The sequence below is a fragment of the Gordonia sp. i37 genome, assembly GCF_002043085.1.
Lineage (GTDB): Bacteria > Actinomycetota > Actinomycetes > Mycobacteriales > Mycobacteriaceae > Gordonia > Gordonia polyisoprenivorans.
The window spans coordinates 1-19,401 of sequence record NZ_MVPX01000496.1 but is presented as its reverse complement, the minus strand read 5'-3'; the positions used below and the strand labels follow the sequence as shown (position 1 = coordinate 19,401).

The 19,401-nt window shown below is 66.2% G+C and carries 16 protein-coding genes and 1 tRNA gene; 4 read left to right on the top strand and 13 right to left on the bottom strand.

Annotation, left to right across the window (positions count from 1 at the left end; translation table 11 throughout):
• Nucleotides 1-744, top strand: coding sequence for a 3'(2'),5'-bisphosphate nucleotidase CysQ (locus B1964_RS24270; protein ID WP_079931612.1), 744 nt, complete (start codon nt 1-3; stop codon nt 742-744).
• A gap of 1 nt (nt 745) precedes the next feature.
• Here the strand turns inward: B1964_RS24270 and cobF are convergent, their stop codons facing one another.
• The 7 genes from cobF to B1964_RS24240 form a co-directional block, all read right to left on the bottom strand.
• Nucleotides 746-1,528 carry a precorrin-6A synthase (deacetylating) gene (gene cobF, locus B1964_RS24265; RefSeq protein WP_079931611.1) on the bottom strand — a complete coding sequence of 261 codons (783 nt, stop codon included), beginning with the start codon at nt 1,526-1,528 and terminating at the stop codon, nt 746-748.
• Between the two features lie 5 nt (nt 1,529-1,533).
• Nucleotides 1,534-2,352 carry an SDR family oxidoreductase gene (locus tag B1964_RS24260; RefSeq protein WP_079931619.1) on the bottom strand — a complete coding sequence of 273 codons (819 nt, stop codon included), beginning with the start codon at nt 2,350-2,352 and terminating at the stop codon, nt 1,534-1,536.
• A 218-nt stretch (nt 2,353-2,570) separates the two neighbouring features.
• On the bottom strand, nt 2,571-3,359 hold the full coding sequence (locus B1964_RS30120) for a hypothetical protein (protein ID WP_139765853.1): 789 nt from the start codon (nt 3,357-3,359) through the stop codon (nt 2,571-2,573).
• Nucleotides 3,360-4,062: 703 nt separating this feature from the next.
• Nucleotides 4,063-4,479, bottom strand: coding sequence for a hypothetical protein (locus B1964_RS24255; RefSeq protein WP_079931610.1), 417 nt, complete (start codon nt 4,477-4,479; stop codon nt 4,063-4,065).
• 100 nt (nt 4,480-4,579) lie between these two features.
• Nucleotides 4,580-5,080, bottom strand: a complete 501-nt coding sequence (locus B1964_RS24250; RefSeq protein ID WP_139765852.1) for a hypothetical protein — start codon at nt 5,078-5,080, stop codon at nt 4,580-4,582.
• A gap of 684 nt (nt 5,081-5,764) precedes the next feature.
• Nucleotides 5,765-5,837 (bottom strand) — tRNA-Arg (locus B1964_RS24245).
• Between the two features lie 100 nt (nt 5,838-5,937).
• Nucleotides 5,938-7,089, bottom strand: coding sequence for a HoxN/HupN/NixA family nickel/cobalt transporter (locus B1964_RS24240; protein ID WP_079931608.1), 1,152 nt, complete (start codon nt 7,087-7,089; stop codon nt 5,938-5,940).
• Between the two features lie 263 nt (nt 7,090-7,352).
• Between B1964_RS24240 and B1964_RS24235 the strand changes: the two genes are divergently transcribed.
• The 3 genes from B1964_RS24235 to B1964_RS24225 all read left to right on the top strand — a co-directional run bounded on the left by B1964_RS24235 (nt 7,353) and on the right by B1964_RS24225 (nt 11,993).
• A complete protein-coding gene (locus B1964_RS24235; protein ID WP_079931607.1) occupies nt 7,353-9,050 on the top strand; it encodes a GMC family oxidoreductase in 1,698 nt (565 codons plus the stop codon).
• Between the two features lie 217 nt (nt 9,051-9,267).
• The gene (locus B1964_RS24230; protein ID WP_079931606.1) at nt 9,268-10,557 is read left to right on the top strand and encodes an HNH endonuclease signature motif containing protein; all 1,290 of its coding nucleotides are present in this window, start codon (nt 9,268-9,270) and stop codon (nt 10,555-10,557) included.
• A gap of 710 nt (nt 10,558-11,267) precedes the next feature.
• Nucleotides 11,268-11,993 carry a M24 family metallopeptidase gene (locus tag B1964_RS24225; protein WP_079931605.1) on the top strand — a complete coding sequence of 242 codons (726 nt, stop codon included), beginning with the start codon at nt 11,268-11,270 and terminating at the stop codon, nt 11,991-11,993.
• A gap of 6 nt (nt 11,994-11,999) precedes the next feature.
• Here B1964_RS24225 and B1964_RS24220 read toward each other — a convergent pair whose 3' ends face one another.
• The 6 genes from B1964_RS24220 to B1964_RS24195 all read right to left on the bottom strand — a co-directional run.
• Entirely contained in the window at nt 12,000-13,370 is a 1,371-nt protein-coding gene (locus B1964_RS24220; protein ID WP_079931604.1) for an NtaA/DmoA family FMN-dependent monooxygenase, read from the bottom strand.
• Between the two features lie 12 nt (nt 13,371-13,382).
• Nucleotides 13,383-14,576 carry an LLM class flavin-dependent oxidoreductase gene (locus tag B1964_RS24215; RefSeq protein ID WP_079931603.1) on the bottom strand — a complete coding sequence of 398 codons (1,194 nt, stop codon included), beginning with the start codon at nt 14,574-14,576 and terminating at the stop codon, nt 13,383-13,385.
• Nucleotides 14,569-16,170 carry an ABC transporter ATP-binding protein gene (locus tag B1964_RS24210; RefSeq protein ID WP_079931602.1) on the bottom strand — a complete coding sequence of 534 codons (1,602 nt, stop codon included), beginning with the start codon at nt 16,168-16,170 and terminating at the stop codon, nt 14,569-14,571. The genes B1964_RS24215 and B1964_RS24210 overlap by 8 nt, the downstream gene beginning before the upstream one ends.
• Nucleotides 16,167-17,051, bottom strand: coding sequence for an ABC transporter permease (locus B1964_RS24205; RefSeq protein WP_079931601.1), 885 nt, complete (start codon nt 17,049-17,051; stop codon nt 16,167-16,169). Before B1964_RS24205 ends, B1964_RS24210 begins: the two co-directional genes overlap by 4 nt.
• A complete protein-coding gene (locus tag B1964_RS24200) occupies nt 17,044-18,033 on the bottom strand; it encodes an ABC transporter permease (protein WP_079931600.1) in 990 nt (329 codons plus the stop codon). The genes B1964_RS24205 and B1964_RS24200 overlap by 8 nt, the downstream gene beginning before the upstream one ends.
• A 6-nt stretch (nt 18,034-18,039) precedes the next feature.
• Nucleotides 18,040-19,401, bottom strand: a 1,362-nt coding sequence (locus B1964_RS24195; RefSeq protein ID WP_079931599.1) for an ABC transporter substrate-binding protein, incomplete at its 5' end; no start/stop codon positions are given.

The window sequence follows — 19,401 nt, the reverse complement described above, 5'->3', positions numbered from 1 at the left end:
ATGAGTTCCGGTCTTTCCGACGCCGAGCTGGCCACACGCATCGCGGTCGGGGCCGGGGAGATCCTGCTCGGGGTGCGCTCCGGCGACCTGTTGGGTGGGCGGTTGCTCGGCGATGCCGGTGACGCGCTCGCCCAGGCGTGGATCGGCACCGTTCTGCGCAGGCACCGGCCGCGGGACGCGGTGTTGAGCGAGGAGGCCACCGACGTCGGCGACCGCGCTGTGGCACAGCGGGTCTGGATCATCGATCCGCTCGACGGCACCAGCGAGTTCGCCGCGGGCAGCGATCAGTGGGCGGTGCACGTCGCACTCACCGAGAACGGTGCGGTCACCGACGCCGCCGTCGCATTGCCGGCGATGGGAGAGGTCTTTCGCACCGACACCGTCGACGCCGTGCCCGCCGACGCGTCGGGCCGCATCGCGACCTCACGGTGGGGCACGAGTTACGAGGTGGCCGCGGTGGCGCGCCGGCTCGGGCTACGCCCGGTGCCGATCGGTTCGGCGGGCGCCAAGGCGATGGCGGTGGTGCGCGGTGACGCCGACGCCTACGTCCATTCCGGAGGGCAGTACGAGTGGGACAACGCGGCACCGGTCGGTGTGGCGCTCGCCGCGGGGCTGCACTGCAGCCGGCTCGACGGCACCCCGATCGTCTACAACCAGCCACAGCCGTACATGCCCGACTTCGTGATCTGCCGGCCCGAACTCGCCGAGGACATCCTCGACCTGGTCGGCGAGGTGTGGTGGTGACCTATCCCGGGGCGTCCCCCGGAGCCTGTCGCGCCGCGCGGAGCAGGTAGATGTCCATGATCCAGCCGATTCGGGCGCGGGCCGCGGCACGCGTCTCGACGATCTCGTCGGTGACGTCGCCGACCCGGCCGCTGATGAGGATCTCGTCGGGCGTCCCGAGATAGGCGCCCCACCAGATCTCGTCGTCGGCGGCGGCGGTGTGGCGGAAACCGAGATCGGCGTCGAGCATCACGATCTGGTTGGTGTCGGCACCCGGAGGGGTGTCGGCGAGGCGACGCCCGGTGGTGATGTGGATGGGTTCGCCCACCCGGTTGGCGACGATCCCGTGTGCGGCGGTGAGCGCCGACGCGCTGGTGACGCCCGGGATCACCTCCACAGACACCTGCAGGTCGTCGCGCGCGGCGAGGTCGTCGACGATGCGCAGGGTGGAGTCGTAGAGTGCGGGGTCGCCCCAGACGAGGAATGCCGCCACCCCGTCGTCGGGGACGTCGGCGAGGATCGCCCGGGCGAGGAGTTCCGCACGCGCGGCGTGCCAGCGGCGGACCTCGGCGTCGTAGTCGGCGGGGCGTCTGTCGCGGGGCGGATCGGGAATCTCGACGAGCGAATAACCCTGCGGTGCATGGTGTTCGAGGATGTCGCGGCGAGCCTGCAGTAGGCCGCCCTTGGCGTCGCCCTTCTCGAGCGCGAGGAACACGTCGACGCCGGCCATGGCGTCGATGGCCTGCAGCGTGATCTGCCGCGGATCTCCCGGTCCGATGCCGATGACGCGGATGGTGACCTGCACGGCGCTCAACTCTTGACCCGCGGCAGCCCGTGTTTGCGCGCGGTGACATCGAGGATGATCTGACGCGGCATCAGCCGCCGCAGGGCGAAGACGATGGCCGCGTTGTTTCCCTTGGCGTAGAACGGTTTCGGATGCTCGGCGAGCGCGGCCTCGACGATGACCCGGGCCATCGTCGACGCGTCGATTCCCGCGTCCTCGTTGCGTCGGGTGGCGGCGGCGAGGGTCTCGTACTCGGCCGCAAACGGCGATCCGTCATCGATGTGGATGCTGCGCCGGCCCCCGATACCGGTGGCGATGGTCCCCGGCTCGACGCTGATCATCCGGATTCCGTAGGGCGCCACCTCTCGTCGGGTCGCCAGCGCGAAGGCCTTGAGCGCCGACTTGGTGGCCGCATAGTTGGAGCGGAATGCGACGGGGAAGCTCGACAGCATCGACCCGACCATGATGACCGTGCCGTGGCGCCGTTGCCGCATACCCGGCAGGACCGCCTTGGTCAGGGCGACGGGCCCGAACACGTTGACGCGGAACAGATCCTCGATGGCACTCATCGGGGTGTCCTCGAGCGCACCGGCCTGCGACTCACCGGCGTTGTTGACGAGGATGTCGACGTCACCGACCTCTGCGGCGCAGGCATCCGCCGAGGCGTAGTCGGCGTTGTCGAGGCGCACGTAGGTGACACCGGGAATCGGGTCGGAAACCTTGTCGGGATGACGGCTGGTGCCGTAGACGCGGTGCCCGAGCGCCGCCATCTGTCGTGCCACCTCGGCGCCGATTCCGCTGGTCGCGCCGGTGACGAGAACTGTCTGAGGTTTCCGCGAGTCCACGATGCTCACCGTAGCGCAGCGCCTCGATGACCAGGTCACCCGTCGACGCGGCGCGAACGCCGGGCGAATGTGCCGACGCGGTCGGTGCACCGCGGGCGTTGGCATACTCGGACGGCGTTCGATCTTGGGTGGGCTGTTCGTCGCCCACCCGCGGTCTCACCGCACCATGGCAGCGGCCGCGGCTTCGATGTCCGCTGATGAGGGGTATTACTCCGCATTTATGACCCTCCGCCGATCGGGGGCACGAAGAACAGGACAGACTCCCCTGGATTCCACCCCACCAAGGTTGTTCGGTAATCAGTGCCCGCATCGAACCACGTGTAGGCGGTCGACACGAATCCGCCGGTGGACAAGCGAACGCCGTCAAAAGCTCTCGCAACCCTTGGCCAATCCGGTTGTAGGATCGGAGATTCTTGAACCAGGAACCAGTCCAGCACCTGCGCCGGATCTACGGATAAGCCATCGACAACTCGGGGAAAACGCAGGCACAGCGCGACCCAGTCAGAAGGGCTGTTGATCTCGTAGAGTCTCCGTGATCCCACACTGAGCGGTTCGGAGAATTCGTACGGCGCGATTTCGAGTGGCGTCACATGTTCGTCTTCAAGAATCCGCCTAACCGGTGTCGTCGATCCGGGTATCAGGTCGCACGCCAAAGAACAGGGACCGAATACATCGCTGCGCCAGTACAGCGGTTCACACCACCACGCGCCACGTTCACATCCGAACACCTGCGGGAAAGTGCGAGCAGTCGCGTCCGAGGATGCACCCGGTGCCCAACTCTGCGAAACACTGTCGAACCACCAGCGCGCTCCAGGCGATTCAACGATATCGAGAGCTATTTCACGGGGATCCGCAATTATTGCGAACTCTCGATCCACCCTCTCCGCAGCCAGCGGACCTTCTTGACCAAAAACAAATTCAGAGATATCCACAGACAATATCTCCATGGCGGATAGTTCGTGAATACTACTTGCGAGTCCGCGCTCCACCAGCGAGACAGTGACCATGCGCCCCACCGTGCCGGCACACAGCATAGATGCCAGTTCGGACGCCTCATTTCCGATCACAGAACGCCCCCGATTTCCCAAACTTCACTGGATCACTTTCTTGAATTCATAGTACTTACTGACCTCATCCTCCGTGAATCTCGAACCTAGAGTTGAGTCGGGCGAGTGCAGATGACGAACTTGCGAACCGGGTGGGAGAAGCCGTGGTAAGCACAATCGCCATAACTTGCCGATCCCGTCGATACGCTGACAGGCTCGTGGATGTCGGCACCTCTCCGGTCACACGATTCCACTTGGCCACGTCCGTCGATTACCTCGATACACGTGCCAGCGCGCCAGTTGAAATCAAGGCACGCGACCCACTGGCCACCCGAAGGAGAGAACTTGCCATCAACATCTGCGATGCACTCATCAGGCTCCGACACAATCTCGACCACCTTGTATGCCGCGCGATCATCACATGGTTGAGGGGCATATGTCACTGACGAACTCAGTAGCTCAAGGTTCGCGCAACTTCCAATCACGGGTGCACCGGAAATAGTCATACTTTTTCCAGTCATCTGGCCTGGAATATTGGCGAAGTTCGCCTCGGCATCCTCAGCGCCCGGAAGTCGGGAAAGGTTAGTCGCTCCCGCGATCAATATGACCACACCGAATAAGAAAGCGAGTATACCGCTGGCCCGAGTAAGTCTCGTTCGCCGAATCATCCGGAAACCGTATTCCTACTGCCCGTACATACCACAATCAGCCCAGCGAGAGCAGCCAACGGCGTGTACGTCATGCCGACCCCCCAAGCCAACAGTTCACCAAAGAAGATACCCACACCGAACGGAAGCGCTATCGAAGCCCATAGAATAATTTCGCCGGTGAGCCACGCTCTGCGTGAAGGAATACGACGCCCCCACCGCCAGATGAATACGTAGACAAAGCTATGCCACAACACCGGAACCAACGCTAAGAGCATGAGCGAGTCAACCGCACTGTTGCCCATTCCGTGCACGCTACTGCGAAAAGAGGCGATGAGGCTTACACAGTTGTAGAAGATGAGCGCCCCTGACATGAACACCATGCCCAGGGCCAGCGTACGAAGCGATCCGTTCCCGCACTTCTCGCCGTTCATCAGGATTCACATCCTCTCACGGGTTGCACTCGTGCTCATGCCGACAACTCGACCAACGCGCTGAACGCATACGCGGCGCAGTGGGCAGCAGGGAGTCGGACTACGGCGACCACTCACTGGACCTCGGCGACGAAGAAACCTCCGGCAGGCTACGCCCGAGGTCGATCACCTCGCCCTGGTCGTCGAGTTCTGCAGTCGACTCCCGAAGATTCGGGTCGCGAGCAACAAGCCACCGCGCAGCCCGCTCGGAAACAACAAGGCGGCTGAGTCGCTGTAGCCCGAAATCATCGACCAGCGGAGCACCCACCACGATCAAACACTCCAACGGGGGAATCACGATCTGGTCTGCGTACTCCGACCACGACTCGATCACTGCCTCCGTCACTGGCCCGAACCGGAATCCTGTGAAGTCCGTCGCCCGTAGCGCCTGAGCCGCCGCTGCCGTCACAACGTAAGCGCCCCTGGTCCTAATGATCTCCGAGCGCAACGGGAACTCGAAGCCCAGCTTCACCGATGTCACTCGCGGCGGTGTCAGACTGTCGTCCCGAGTACCACCGTGAAAGTTTGCCGGAACCTCCGGGCTGAGTTCGTAGTAGTTCACGCCGTGTCGGTTCCTGTCTTCTCCTGACGTCGGGTGGGGTGGTCAGCGGGCACAGGGGCACCTCGGGCATCTCCGGAACACCTGGGATTTCACCAGCAAACGCATGTGGGCCCGCAACCGAGGCCCCGACGCCCACCGCGGAGACGACCGCAGCGCATGACACCAATTCCAACCGATGCCAGACACGAGGACCTTGCGCCCTCTGACCGCCGCACAGATAGACAGCTCCCCACCGTCATGCAGCCCCCCACCTCACCCATTCGACGCTGCGCACCGCTAGTGCTTGATATTGCACCATAATGCAGTAAGCAAACCAGGTGACTGCATCTTCGGCAACCTGGCGAACGCGTTCATTGTCGTCCCGCGCACGCGCGTGCTGAGGTGACCATGGTGAAGCGAAGCGCGAGAGCATGACAGTCCGAATCAGCGGGGACGCAGTCCGAACGGCGTCATGACACATGTGTGAAAAGTAGATCTGGTGCGCCTTCACGGCTTCCTTCCACACAAGAGGCGCACACGGGCCGGAGGCCGGAAGGGATGTCACAGTGCGCCTCCGTGGATCTCTTTCAAACACAGCAGGCGCACACCGGCCGGAGGCCGGCAAGGATGTCACAGTGCGCCTCCGTGGATCTCTTTCAAACACAGCAGGCGCACACCGGCCGGAGGCCGGCAAGGATGTCACAGTGCCCCAGGCAGGATTCGAACCTGCGACCCTTCCTTTAGGAGAGGAATGCTCTATCCCCTGAGCTACTGAGGCGGGCGGCGACACCCAGACGCAGCGGGTCGACGCCACCGGCAGTCTACGTCAGCGCTCGTGGGGCGACGCACCGAACCTCACCGGACCCGCTGCACCGCGACTACTCGACGCGCTCGGCCACGGTCGCGGGCGCCAGCGCCCACCGCTGCTCGATTCGCCCGACGCGCCAGATGACCACGGCGACGAGCCAGGTGACGATGAACAGACCGACGATGGCGTAGCCGACGATGTTCAGGTCGATCCCGGAGACGTCGTCCCAGAACGGGCCGCTCCAGCCGAACTCGTCGGCCAGCAGTCCGAGGATCTCGATGGTGCCGATGACGAAGGCGACGACGACCGACAGTCCGGTGATGGTGAGGTTGTAGTAGACCTTGCGCACGGGGTTGGCGAAGGCCCAACCGTAGGCGAAGTTCATGAACGTGCCGTCGATGCTGTCGAACAGGCTCATACCCGCGGCGAACAGGACCGGCAGGCACAGGATCGCGTACCAGGGCAGTCCTGCGGCGGCGCTACTGCCGGCGAGGACGAGCAGGGCGACCTCTGTCGCGGTGTCGAAGCCCAGTCCGAACAGGACCCCGATGGGGTACATCTGCCACGGCTTGGTCACCGACTTCATGAAGCGACCGAGGATGCGGTTCATGAAACCCCGGTTATTCAAGTGCTTTTCGAGTTCGTCCTCGGAGTAGTCACCCTGACGCATCGCGCGGAAGACCTTGACGATCCCGAACAGGATCACGATGTTGATCGCGGCGATGAGGTAGAGGAAGCCGCCGGAGACCGTGGTGCCGATGAGACCCGTGTAGTGGTGCAGCGCCGACGAGTCGTCCTCGACCGGCCCCGCGAGTGCCCGCACACCGAAAGACAGCAACAAGGCCAGCCCGAAGACGATTGTGGAGTGCCCCAACGAGAACCAGAATCCGACGGTCATCGGCCGCTGTCCGTCGCCGAGCAGTTTGCGGGTGGTGTTGTCGATCGCCGAGATGTGGTCGGCGTCGAAGGCGTGACGCATACCCAGGGTGTAGGCGGTCAGCCCGACGCCGAGGCCCAGGGTCTTCTGCCCGACGCTGAAGTCGTGCGGTGCCACGAAGACGACCAGGGTCACCCATCCGATGATGTGCAGGGCTGCCACGACGGCGACCATGCCGCCGATACTGGCCCATTCGGCCGGGGTCAGCGACCGGCGGAGCTGAGCGAGCCGATCACCGAACGACGGACGTCCGGTTTGTCCTTGTTGAGCGAATTGCGTTGCCATGCAGCCGAACTCCTCATCAGATGATCTGTTCATCTCAACAGATGAATTGCCCGGACGTGAGCGTTTCGGGCGAGCGAGATCCGACTGTTCTCCACAGATCCCCTGCGCCGCAAGAGCGAATCGTGCACTTCGGACACAGTAGGGCCACCACACCAGGCCGCGACCTACCCGACCGGACAGCCTCGATGTCGCACTTGTCCGCGTCGGATCTGCCTTACAAGCAGTCTGGACTGTTTCTATGATTGTCGTTAGCATCACATCCCATGACGCCTCCCGACGCACCCGCGCACGACCCCGATCGTTTCGACGTCCTCGTCGTCGGCTCGGGTTTCGGCGGCTCGGTCGCCGCACTCCGACTCACCGAGAAGGGTTATCGCGTCGGCGTCCTCGAGGCCGGACGCCGATTCGCCGACCACGAGTTGCCCACGACCAGTTGGCGACTCCGGGACTACGTCTGGGCGCCGGCACTCGGCCTGTTCGGCGTGCAGCGCATGCATCCGCTCCGCGACGTGCTGGTCATGGCCGGCGCAGGTGTCGGCGGCGGATCGCTCAACTACGCAAACACGCTGTACCGTCCGCCCGCGGCTTTCTTCGACGATCCGCACTGGAGCGCGATCACCGACTGGGCCGCCGAGCTCGACCCCTTCTACGACCAGGCCTCCCGCATGCTCGGCGTGACGAGCTTCCCGGGTGTCACCCCCGCCGACCGCGTGATGCGGTCGGTCGCCCACGAGATGGGAGTCGCCGACACCGTCGTCGCAGCCCCGGTGGGGGTGTTCTTCGGGACGCCCGGCGTCACGGTCGCCGACCCGTACTTCGGCGGAGCCGGGCCACAACGCACCGGATGCACACGGTGCGGCGCGTGCATGACCGGATGTCGTGTCGGCGCGAAGAACACCCTGGTCAAGAACTACCTGCACCTCGCCGAACAGGCCGGCGCGCAGATCATCCCGATGACGATGGTCGATGGCCTCCACCAGCGCGGCGGCGGCTATGAGGTCAGCACCCACCGCACCGGCGCTCCGTGGAGAGGACGCCGGACGCTGTATGCCGACCAGGTCGTGATGGCCGCCGGTACCTACGGCACCAACAAGCTGCTGCTCGAGATGGCACGCTCACGCCGACTGCCGAACCTGTCGCCCCGACTCGGGACGGTGGTGCGCACCAACTCCGAGGCCGTCCTCGCCGCGACGGCCCACACCACCGACGTCGACTACACCGAGGGTGTCGCCATCACGTCGTCGTTTCATCCCAACGATCACACCCACATCGAGCCGGTCCGATACGGCAAGGGCAGCAACCTGATCGGGCTCCTGCAGGCCGTTCTCGTCGATGGCGGCGGACGCATGCCACGGCTGCTGCGCGCGGTACTGACCATGCTCGCCCACCCGATCGCCGCCGCCCGTTCGCTATCGGTGCACCGCTGGTCTGAGCGGACCATCATCGCCCTGGTGATGCAGACCGTCGACAACTCGATCGAATTACACGCGCGGCGAGGACGATTCGGCCCGATCCTACGGAGCCGACCGGGCGGCGGCGATCCGCCACCACGATGGATTCCCGAGGGACACAAGGCCGTCCGGGCCGCGGCGCGCCGCATCGACGGCGATCCGGGTGGGTCGATCCTCGACCTCGTCGACATCCCGATGACCGCCCACTTCCTCGGCGGCTGCGCCATCGGGGACGATCCCGACGACGGCGTCGTCGACGCCTATCACCGCGCGTTCGGTCATCTGGGTCTGCACATCGTGGACGGGTCGACGGTCTCGGCGAACCTCGGCGTGAACCCGTCGCTCACCGTCACCGCCCAGGCCGAACGCGCCATGGCGTTCTGGCCCAATGCCGGAGAGGCCGACCCACGACCGCCACTCGGCGCACCGTATCGCCGGATCACCGCGGTGGCACCGCAGCATCCCACTGTTCCCGACCACGCGCCCGGCGCGCTTCGGCTGTACGCGTAGCGAGTGGCAACAAGCGTCCCAACCATATCGGCAACTCGGTCACGGAAGCCACACCTCTACCACACCCCACCGACAGAAAACCGCCGCCAGTCCACCACCGAAACCCGTTGTCCACAAGCATCTTTCCCCGCGCTAAAGTTGTCGAACACCCTTTCCATAATTCATATGTTCGAGTAATATGAAAGCATCGCACCGGTCAGCCACTGGGGAGGGGCCCATGATCGAACCCACTGCCATTCTTGACGCCAAAGACGTTGACGCCGAGGCAGTCTTCGCCGCCATCATCTCCCAACTCAGCGACATGCAATGGGATCCGGAAATGACCGGCCCTCAGGCTTTCGGTGCGATGAAGCAGGTCCTGTTGTTGCGGAACCTGGTTGATCACCACGCCACGTCGCTCACCGGCGAACTGGACCGCCTGGGCGTGGACGATCACAAAACCGCCCGACTTCGAGAATTGTTGATCAGCATGGGTTTCGCACCCGCGGTCGCAGGTCGGTACGTGCGGATCTCGGCCACCACCGATGTGGATTTGTTGTTGGCGCATGCCGCGGACGGGTCCATCTCCTCCGAACACGTCGACGCTATCGTGCGCGGACTGAGCCACATCGACACCCGATGCCCCGAACCCCTCGACACCGTCCAACGGTGTGAGTTTCTGCGGAAACTGCTGTCGCACTACTTCGCCGGCTTCACCCCCGCCGAGATCAACCTCTACGCCCGGCAACTCGGGAACGAACTCGCCGCAGAGACACCCGGCGGGTTACCAGCCGCCGAAGACAAGAACATCAACAGCTACACCGACCGCATCACCGACGACGGCCGGCTGGAAATCTCGGCGAACCTCGACATCATCGCCGGCGAAAAGACCCGCACTTTGATGGAAACCTTGTCGACACCGAAACCTCAGCCCGACGGCTCCCCCGACCCCCGCACGCCCGAGCAAATCTGTGCCGCCGCGTTCGAAACGATCGTGGAGTTGGCGGCACAAGGTTTGGCGGACACCACCTTCTCCGCGAAACCGACCAACGGACTGTTGTGGACCTGGTCGGCGGACAACCCGGTACTCGGCGGCGAGTTGCAGAATATGGGTGCCATCACCGAAGCCACCGCCCGAATGCTGTCGTGTGACACCACCATCACCAAAATCGTGCTCGACCCCAACGGTGTACCGCTCAGTGTTGGTGAAGAGAAACGCTTCTTCACCCCCGGCCAACGCAAAGCCCCGCTCGTGCGTGACCGCGGGTGCATCAAATGCGGCGCCCACGCCGGACGCTGCCAAGGACACCACGTGCACCACTGGAGCAAGGGTGGTCCCACCGACCTCGACAACGGCTGCCTCCTCTGCACCAGCTGCCACGACGACGTGCACCACCACGGCTGGGACATCATCATGGGATTCGACCGACACCCCTGGCTCATCCCACCCGCCAGCATCGACCCGAAACGCCGACCTGTGCCGTCGTATCACCGACGGACCATGCGACTCGACGACGTAGCAGCCTGATTCCCGCACCCGGCCTGGCCGGGACCGCATCTGTTGTTTGAGAATTCCATAGTGAAATCCCCACCCGATGGTCGAGGTGTTCGAGCGTCGGTGGCCCTGGAAGCCCTTCGGCACAAGGGGTCTCGAGGATCGTCGCTGGCGCTCCTCGGCACCTCGACCACCGGGATGGGAACGGTCTCCCCGATGGTCGAGGTGCGAGCCGCGTGCGGCGAACCTCGAGACCACCTGAGCGGTCGCTGGATTAGGGTCACGGTGGCCCGGAAGCCTGTCGGCACAGGGGGTCTCGAGGCTCGTCGCTAGCGCTCCTCGGCACCTCGACCACCAGGGTGGGACACCATGGGACGGGAAGGGCATCAGTGTCCCTCGACGGCGTGTCGTCTTCCCCCGATGGTCGAGGTGTGAGCCGCGTGCGGCGAGCCTCGAGACCACCTGCGCTGGTCCTGGATTCGATCTACGGCAGACCGGATACCCATCGGCGCAACAGGTCTCGAGGCTCGTCGCTAGCGCTCCTCGGCACCTCGACCACCGGGCGGGAAGGGCTGGAGCATTTCCGCGCGGGGTGGAACGGCAATCCGGGAGAGACCGGTCCTCCCCGCTGGTCGAGGTCCGAGCCGCGTGCGGCGAGAGTCGAGACCATCGGGACAATGAGCAGCGGACCCAGAATGAGTAGCACACGACCATGAAGCGCTTCGGTGTGCAAGCATGGACAGGTGACGACAGTCGACGCCTCCGCCGAACTCGGCGACTCCCCGGATGAGGACGCCAGGGTTCGTCGGCTTCTGGACGCCCAGGCCAAGGCTGAGCAACTCTTCGCCGAGATCACCGATCGCGGGATGATCCGACCGGGTGTGGGCGAACGAGAACTGTCCAATGAGATCCGCGACCTCGCCGCCGACATGTTCGGCGTGACCCGGCACTGGCACAAACGGATCGTCCGCGCCGGCGAGAACACCCTGCAGACCTACCGTGCCAATCCGCCGGACCGAATCCTCGCCGACGACGAAATCCTCTTCCTGGACTTCGGTCCGATCTTCGAGGAGTGGGAGGCCGACTTCGGCCGCACGTTCGTCCTCGGCGATGACCCGACCAAACACGCGCTGCGCGCATCGCTGAGCCAGGTGTGGGAGGCCGGACGCGAACACTTCCGCACCCACCCCGACATCACCGGAGCGCAGCTTTATGACCGCGTGGTCGAACTGTCCCGCGAGGCAGGCTGGGAGTTCGGCGGCGACATCGCCGGGCATCTCGTCGGCGAGTTCCCGCACGAGAACATCGATGCCGCCGAGATCGAGAGCTACATCGCCCCCGGTTCCGAGGGGCCGATGCGTCGCACCGACCGCGCCGGCCGGCAATGCCACTGGATTCTCGAGGTGCACCTCCTGACCCCGGATCGCCGCTTCGGCGGCTTCTGCGAGGAACTGCTCGACCTCCCCTGAGTTCCTTCAGGACGCGGCGCGCCCCGACCCCTGCGCGACGCGGTCGATCCCGAGATGGTCGCGCAGCGTCGTACCGGTGTAGTCGGCACGAAAACTCCCGCGCTCCTGCAGGATGGGCACCACTTCGTCGACGAACCGGTCGAGCCCGCCGGGCGTGATGTGCGGAACGAGGATGAAGCCATCGCTGACATCGTTCTGCACGGCGTGATCCAGGCGCTCGGCGATGGTCTGCGCGCTGCCGACGAAGGCCTGCCGGCCGGTCACCTCGATGATGAGTTCGCGGATCGACCAGTTGTTGGCCTCGGCACGTTCGCGCCATTCGCGCGCGGTCTGCAGCGGATCACGGTATGACCGCACGCTGGCCCGTCCGCGGGCGATGGTGTGCTCGCCGACGACCGGATCGAACTGCGGCAGCGGACCGTCGGGGTCGACGTCGGAGAGATCCCGGTTCCACACCTGCTCCAGGAAGCGCAGCGCGGTGGCACCGCTGACCTGCGCGAGACGCACCTCGTGAGCGAGGTCAGCCGCCTCGGCGTCGGTGTCGCCCAACACGAATGTGGCCGCCGGCAGGATCAGCAGCTGCTCACGGCGACGCCCGTACCTGGCCAGCCGGGACTTGACGTCACGGTAGAACTCGCGTCCCTCCTCGTAGGCACTGTGCCGGGAGAAGATCGCATCCGCCTTCGCAGCGGCGAACTCACGGCCCTCCTCGGAGTCACCGGCCTGGAAGATCACCGGCCGACCCTGCGGGCTGCGTGGCACCGAGAATCGTCCCTCGATGTCGAATTGCTCACCGCGGTGCACGAATTCGCCGACCGCGCCGTCCTGCAGGAACCGGCCGGATGCCTTGTCGGCGACGATCTCGTCGCCACGCCAGGACTCCCACAGCTCGATCGCGGTGTCGAGGAACTCCTTGGCCCGCGAATAGCGTTGGGAGCTCGGCAAATATCCGCCACGTCGGAAGTTCTCCCCGGTGAACTCGTCCCACGAGGTGACCACGTTCCAGGCGGCACGTCCGTCGGTGAGGTGATCGAGGCTCGCGAATTGCCGTGCCACCTCGTAGGGTTCGTTGAAGGTGGAGTTGATGGTGCCGGTCAGGCCGAGCCGATCGGTGACGGCGCCGAGTGCTGCGAGAATCGAGAACGTGTCCGGCCGCCCGACGACGTCGAGGTCGTAGATGAGGCCGTTCTGCTCCCGTAGCCGCAACCCCTCGGCGAGAAACAAGAAGTCGAATTTGCCGCGTTCGGCGGTTCGGGCGAAATGTTCGAAGGACTCGAATTCGATGTGACTGCCCGAGGCGGGATCGCTCCACACCGTGGTGTTGTTGACGCCGGGAAAGTGCGCGGCGAGATGGATTTCCTTGCGGGGTGCGGTCATGGCGGTCTCCGATCAGGCTGCGTAGCGGTTGGCGGGGCGGGTGAGTCCGAGGTGCCCGCGGAGGGTGGTTGCGGTGTACTCCGTGCGAAAACGTTTGCGGCGACGCAACTCCGGGACCAGTTGGCCGGTGATCGCGAACAGGTCGTCGGGCAGCACCGCGGGGCGCAGCCGCACCCCGGCGAGCGCGTGCCCCGGGTCGGCGGCGGGGACAAGCTCCTCGATGAGGTCGGCGAGACCGGCGGCGGTACCGACGAAGATCGGTGCATCACTGTGTAATTCGGCGCCCGCGAGCTCGTCGAGTCGTGCCGCTCGGGCCGTGGCCTCGGCGTCGGTGTCGCCGAGGATGACGAGTAGATCGTCGAACACCCGCACCGGATCGGCACGCCCTGCCGACACCCGGGCGGCGTCGATCTCGGCGACGGCCGCGGTAGCGGTGGCCGCATCGCGCGCGGTGATGAATCCGAGGTCGGCGACGCGGCCGATCAGGTCGTAGGCCGAACTGTTGTGTCCGAGTGCGGCGATGGGCGGTTGCCCCTGTGGGGGACGCGGGGTGATCGACGGTCCACGCACACTGAAGTATTCGCCCTCGAAGTCGATGTAGTGCAGTTTGTCGCGGTCGATGAAGCGCCCGGTGGCGGCGTCGCGTATCTCGGCGTCGTCCTCCCACGAATCCCACAATCGGCGCAGTACTTCGGCGTAGTCGGCGGCCTCGGTGAACAGCGCGTCGAGGATCACCGGGTCGGGGTCGGCAGGCACCAGGTCGGGCAGCGTACGACGGCCGAACAACTGCGCATCGGCGGCCGATCCGTCCACTCGCAGCTGCACCCCGGCACGTCCGTGTGCGACGTAGTCGAGTGTGGCGATCGCCTTGGCGGTGTGGAACGGTTCGGTATGGGTCGTGATCGCCGCCGGGATCAGGCCGATCGCACGTGTGGTGGGCGCCACCCGGTTGGCGACGAGGACCGCATCGAGCCGTCCACGAACCCGATCGGTCCGGTCGTCGGGGCGTAGCGGATCGTCGCGCTGCAGTCCGAGACCGTCGTCGAGGGTGACGAGGTCGAGGGCGCCGGATTCGGCTTCGCGCACCAGATCTGCCCAGTAGCGGCCGGTGAGCAGTTCGGTGGGGCGCGCACCGGGCTCACGCCACGCGCCGGGGTGCCAGCCGGCATCGGACAACGCGACGGCCAGGCGGATCTGATCAGGCATGAGCGGACTCCTTGGGAAGGTTGGTGGAGGAACCGGCGGTACGGCCCGCTCCGGGGATTGCGTCGAGGAGCGCGCGGGTGTAGTCGTGGCGCGGGTCGTCGAAGACGTCCTCGACCGGCCCCTCCTCGACGATCCGGCCGGCGCGCATGACCGCCACCCGGTGGCTGATCTGCCGGACGACGGCCAGGTCGTGCGAGATGAACAGATAGGCGATGCCGTGGTGGCGTTGGAGATCGGCGAGCAGTCGCAGGACCTGCGCCTGGATGGTGACGTCGAGGGCGGAGACCGGCTCGTCCAGGATGAGTAGCTTCGGGGTGGTGGCCAGGGCACGCGCGATCGCCACCCGCTGGCGCTGCCCACCCGACAGCGCGGTGGGCAGTCGGCGCGCATGACCCGGTTCGAGCGCGACCGCCGCGAGGAGCTCGTCCACGCGACGTCGGCGCTGTGCTCGGGGGACCCCACGCAGCGGTTCGGAGATGATCTGTTCGACAGTCAGTTTCGGGTTCATCGACGAGAAGGGGTTCTGATAGACGAAGCCGACATCCCCGCGACGGTCACCGGCCTCGACGACGCCGGAATCGTGGGTCTCCAGCCCGGCCAGGATGCGGGCGGTGGTCGTCTTGCCCGACCCGCTCTCCCCCACCACCGCCAGGGTTTGCCCGGCGCGCACCGCCAGCGACACGTCGTCGACGGCGGTCAACCCGTTGCCACGACCGACCCGGAACGACCTCGAGATGTGGTCGGCGCGTGCGATGACCGGTGCGTCGTCGTCGCGGGGTGCGGCTAGGGTGCCCGAGGTGAGTGCGGGTGCATCAGCGATCAATCGCCGGGTGTAGGCATGACGCGGCTCGGTGAGAATCTGTGCTGTCCAACCACTTTCGACGATCTGCCCGCCGGACATGACGACGAGCCGATCGGCACGGTCGGCGGCCACCCCGATGTCATGGGTGATCAACAGGATCGAGGTGCCGCTATCGGCGGCGCGGGCGGCAAGGTGATCGAGGATGCGGCGCTGCACGGTGACGTCGAGGGCGCTCGTGGGTTCGTCGGCGATGATCAACTCGGGTTCGCACGCCATCGCCATCGCGATCAGCACACGCTGCCGCTGTCCGCCCGAGAGTTGGTGCGGTAGTTGGTGGTAGCGCACCTCCGGATCGTCGATGCCGGCGTCGGCGAGGTGCTCGAGCGCGTGGATGCGGGCCGTCTTGCGGGCGGCGCGACCGTGGATGCGCAGGACTTCGGCGACCTGATCACCCACGCGTTGCACGGGATTGAGTGCGGTGCCCGGGTCTTGCGGAACCAGGCCGATCCGTGCGCCCCGAATCCGGTTCATGGCGCGGGAGCCGAGCTCGTCGATCCGCAGATCTCCGAGGTGCACGCGGCCGGTGGAGTGCGCCGTGCGCGGTAGGAGTCCGATGATCGCGTGCGCCACCGATGATTTCCCGGATCCGGACTCCCCGACCACGGCAACGGTCTCGCCCCGCGCCACCGTGAGATCGACTCCGCGGACCGCCTCGGTCTCGATGCCGTTGGTTCGGTACGCCACGCGCAGATCGGTCACGTCGAGGACAGGGAGATCGGATACCGGGCTCATCGGTGATCTCCCGCCGAGATGCGGTGGCCGACGGTGTGCGCCGCGAGCACGACGGCCACGATCGCCAATCCCGGCAGTGTGGTCATCCACCAGGCGGTGGCCAGATAGTCACGGCCGTCGGCGATCAGGGATCCCCATTCGGGAGTCGGCGGGGTGGCGCCGAAGCCGAGGAACGACAGCGACGAGATCAGCAGGATCGCCATCCCGAATTCGGCGGCCGCCAGGGCGAGCACCGGGGCGTAGGAGTTGCGCAACACGTGCCGCACGAGCACGACCGGGGCCGGGACCCCGAAGGCACGTGACGCCTCGACGAACGGGGCGTGGCGGACCCGCAGCACCTCGGCCCGCATGACCCGCGCAAAGCTCGCGACCAGCACCACCGCCACCGCGATCGCGACCTTGGTGGTGCCGAAACCCAGGGCCGCGACGATGGCCAGGGCCAGCAACAGTTGTGGGACGGCGAGCATCACGTCGATGGCCCGCATGATCACCCCGTCGGCGACGGCCCCTGCGGTACCGGCGAACAACCCGAGGATCGCCCCCACGAGCAACGCGACCCCGACGGCACCGATGGTCGCCGTCAGCGACAGACCCGCCCCGTGGACGAATCGCGCGTAGACGTCGCGGCCGAGGTTGTCGGTGCCGAACCAGTGCGACGCACCCGGTGGTGAGAGTTTCTCCGAGGGCACGGCCAGCAGCGGGTCCCGTCCGGTGAACAGGCCTGGGGCCACGGCGAATCCGACGGCAAGTGCCAGGACGATCACCGCGAGGGTCACCGCGGCATTTGACCGCAGCCACGCCCACACCGCCGCGGGCCGCGCCGCCGTCGGACTCCACGACCAGGACGGCACCGACACACCGGTGTCGGATGAGTCAGACATTGATCAGCTCCGTCCGGGAGTCGTTGTCGCGCGCCGTCGGCTCCCGTCGGCGCGCACCGCTGAGGATGCGGGGGTCGAGGAACGGATAGACGACGTCGACGAGCAGGTTGATGGTGACGAAGACCAGCGCCGAGAGGGTCACCAGCGCAAGCACGACCGGGATATCCTGTGCGAGAACGGCGGATTGGGCGAGCTTGCCGACACCCGGTCGGGAGAACACCGTCTCCACCACGACCGCCCCGCCGAGGAGGTTGCCGACGACGACGCCGGCCACCGTCAGCGCCGGCAGCGACGAGACCCGCAGGATGTGTCGGGTGATGACGCGCCCGCGGCTCGCCCCCTTGGCGGTGGCCGTCTGCACGAACGGCGCCGCATCGGTTGCGGTCATGCTGGCCACGAGCACCTGCCCGAGTACCCCGGCGTACGGAATGGCCAGCGTCACCGCGGGCAGCACGATGGACCCGGGCCGGGTGTCCCCGAATGCCGGGAACCACGGCAGACGAAAGGCGAAGACCTGCAACAGGACCAGTCCCACCCAGAACGTGGGCAGGGCCACCACCAGCGGCGGGATGGACAACAGCCCCCGACGCAGCAGCGTCGAGCGGGTCCACGTCGCCAGCACCGCGAGTCCGACCCCACCGACCGCGGCGAGTGCCACTGCGGTGAGCGTGAGCGCCACGGTGCCGGGCAGGGCGTCGGCGATCACGTCGGTGACCGGACGCCCCTGGGAGATGGACAGCCCGAAGTCACCGTGCAGCGCGCCGGTCAGCGCCGACCAATACTGTTGCCACACCGAACGATCCAGCCCGTAGCGGGCCTTGAGGGCGGCGACGGCGGCCGGGTCGGCGGGGATCGAGGCATCCGAGGTTGCGATCGACACCGGATCCGAGGGCAGCAGGATCAGGATGATGAAGGCGACGGTGAATGCCGCCCACAGCACCCCGATGGCCGAGGCGATGCGGATCGCGAGATAGCGGATCATCGCCGGTCACCGACCCGAGAGCCAGGTGTCGTGGAACTGCAGGCGTGCCGAGGCGTCGAAGGACACCTGGTGCGCGGTGCCCGCGGTACCGATGGCCTGGGAGAGTTCGATGGTGGGCAGGAACAGTCCGTGCTCGATGATCTGGGTCTGGGCGGTGGCCAGGTCCGCGTTGCGAGCGGCGGTGTCGGTGGTGCTCTGCTGCTGCGCCAGTGCCGTATCCAACGCGGGAATCGGACCGCGCCGGTTCAGGTTTCGGGTGGTCAATCCGAACTGGGTGCGCAGGATATCCCCGTCGGCACGGGTCACGTTGTAGTAGATCGCGTCGTAGTCGCCGGCGTTCTGTCGGACGGTGGCCTCGGCCGCCGGCACCACGTCGAGCGCCATGTCGGCGCCGACGTTCTTCAGCTGCTGCTGGACGAGTTCGAGGATCGCCTGGTTGCCGGCGAACACCGGACTGTAGAGCACCGAGAACGACAGGCGCCGGCCGTCTTTGACGCGAATGCCATCCGGGCCGGGCCGCCAGCCCGCGGCGTCGAGTAGCTGCCGGGACTTGGCGGCGTCAAAGGTCAGCGCCGCCGTCTCGGCGTGGAAACCCGGAGTGTTGGCGGCCAGCACCCCGGTCGCCGGGTGGAAGTCCTTGTCGAGCACGGTGTCGACGAGTTCGGTGCGGTTGATCGCCGGGAGCAGTGCGGTGCGGACCTGCTCGTCGGCGAGCACTCCACGGGAGACGTTGGGCTGCAGGCCGAATGGCACGCCGGGGTTCACCGCGGTGAGTACCTTGCCACCGGCCGAGGAGATCTGTGCCTTGTCGTTGGGGAGGGCATCGCTGATGGCGTCGAGCTGACCGGAGCCCAGCGAGCCGGTGCGCACACCCGACTCGGGGACGACGGTGAAGTCGATCCCGTCGAGGTAGGCGTCGCCGGTGTGGGTGAACACCGCCGAGCCCCATTGATATCCGGTGCGTTTGCGCAGGGCGGCCGAACGGCCTTGTTGCCATGCGGAATAGACGAACGGCCCGGAGCCGATGTTGGTGCCTTGGCACCGCTGTTCGGGTGTGGCGGCGACGGTCGCGTCGGCCTGGATGCCGAGCTGCGGGGTGGAGGTCGCCTGCAGGAACTGCGCGTTCGGTGCGGAGAACTCGACCCGTGCGGTCAACGGGTCGACGACGGTGGTGCCGGTGTAGCCGCTGAGATAGGTTGCGGCCAAGGGCGCCTTGGCGCCGCCGAGGGTGGTGACGATGGCGTCGAAGTTCTTCTTGACCGAGTCGGCGGTCAGCGGGGTGCCGTTGCTGAAGGTGACGTCGGGCTTGAGGTGGAAGGTGAAGGTCTTGGCGTCGGGGCTGACCTCCCAGCTCTGCGCCAGCCACGG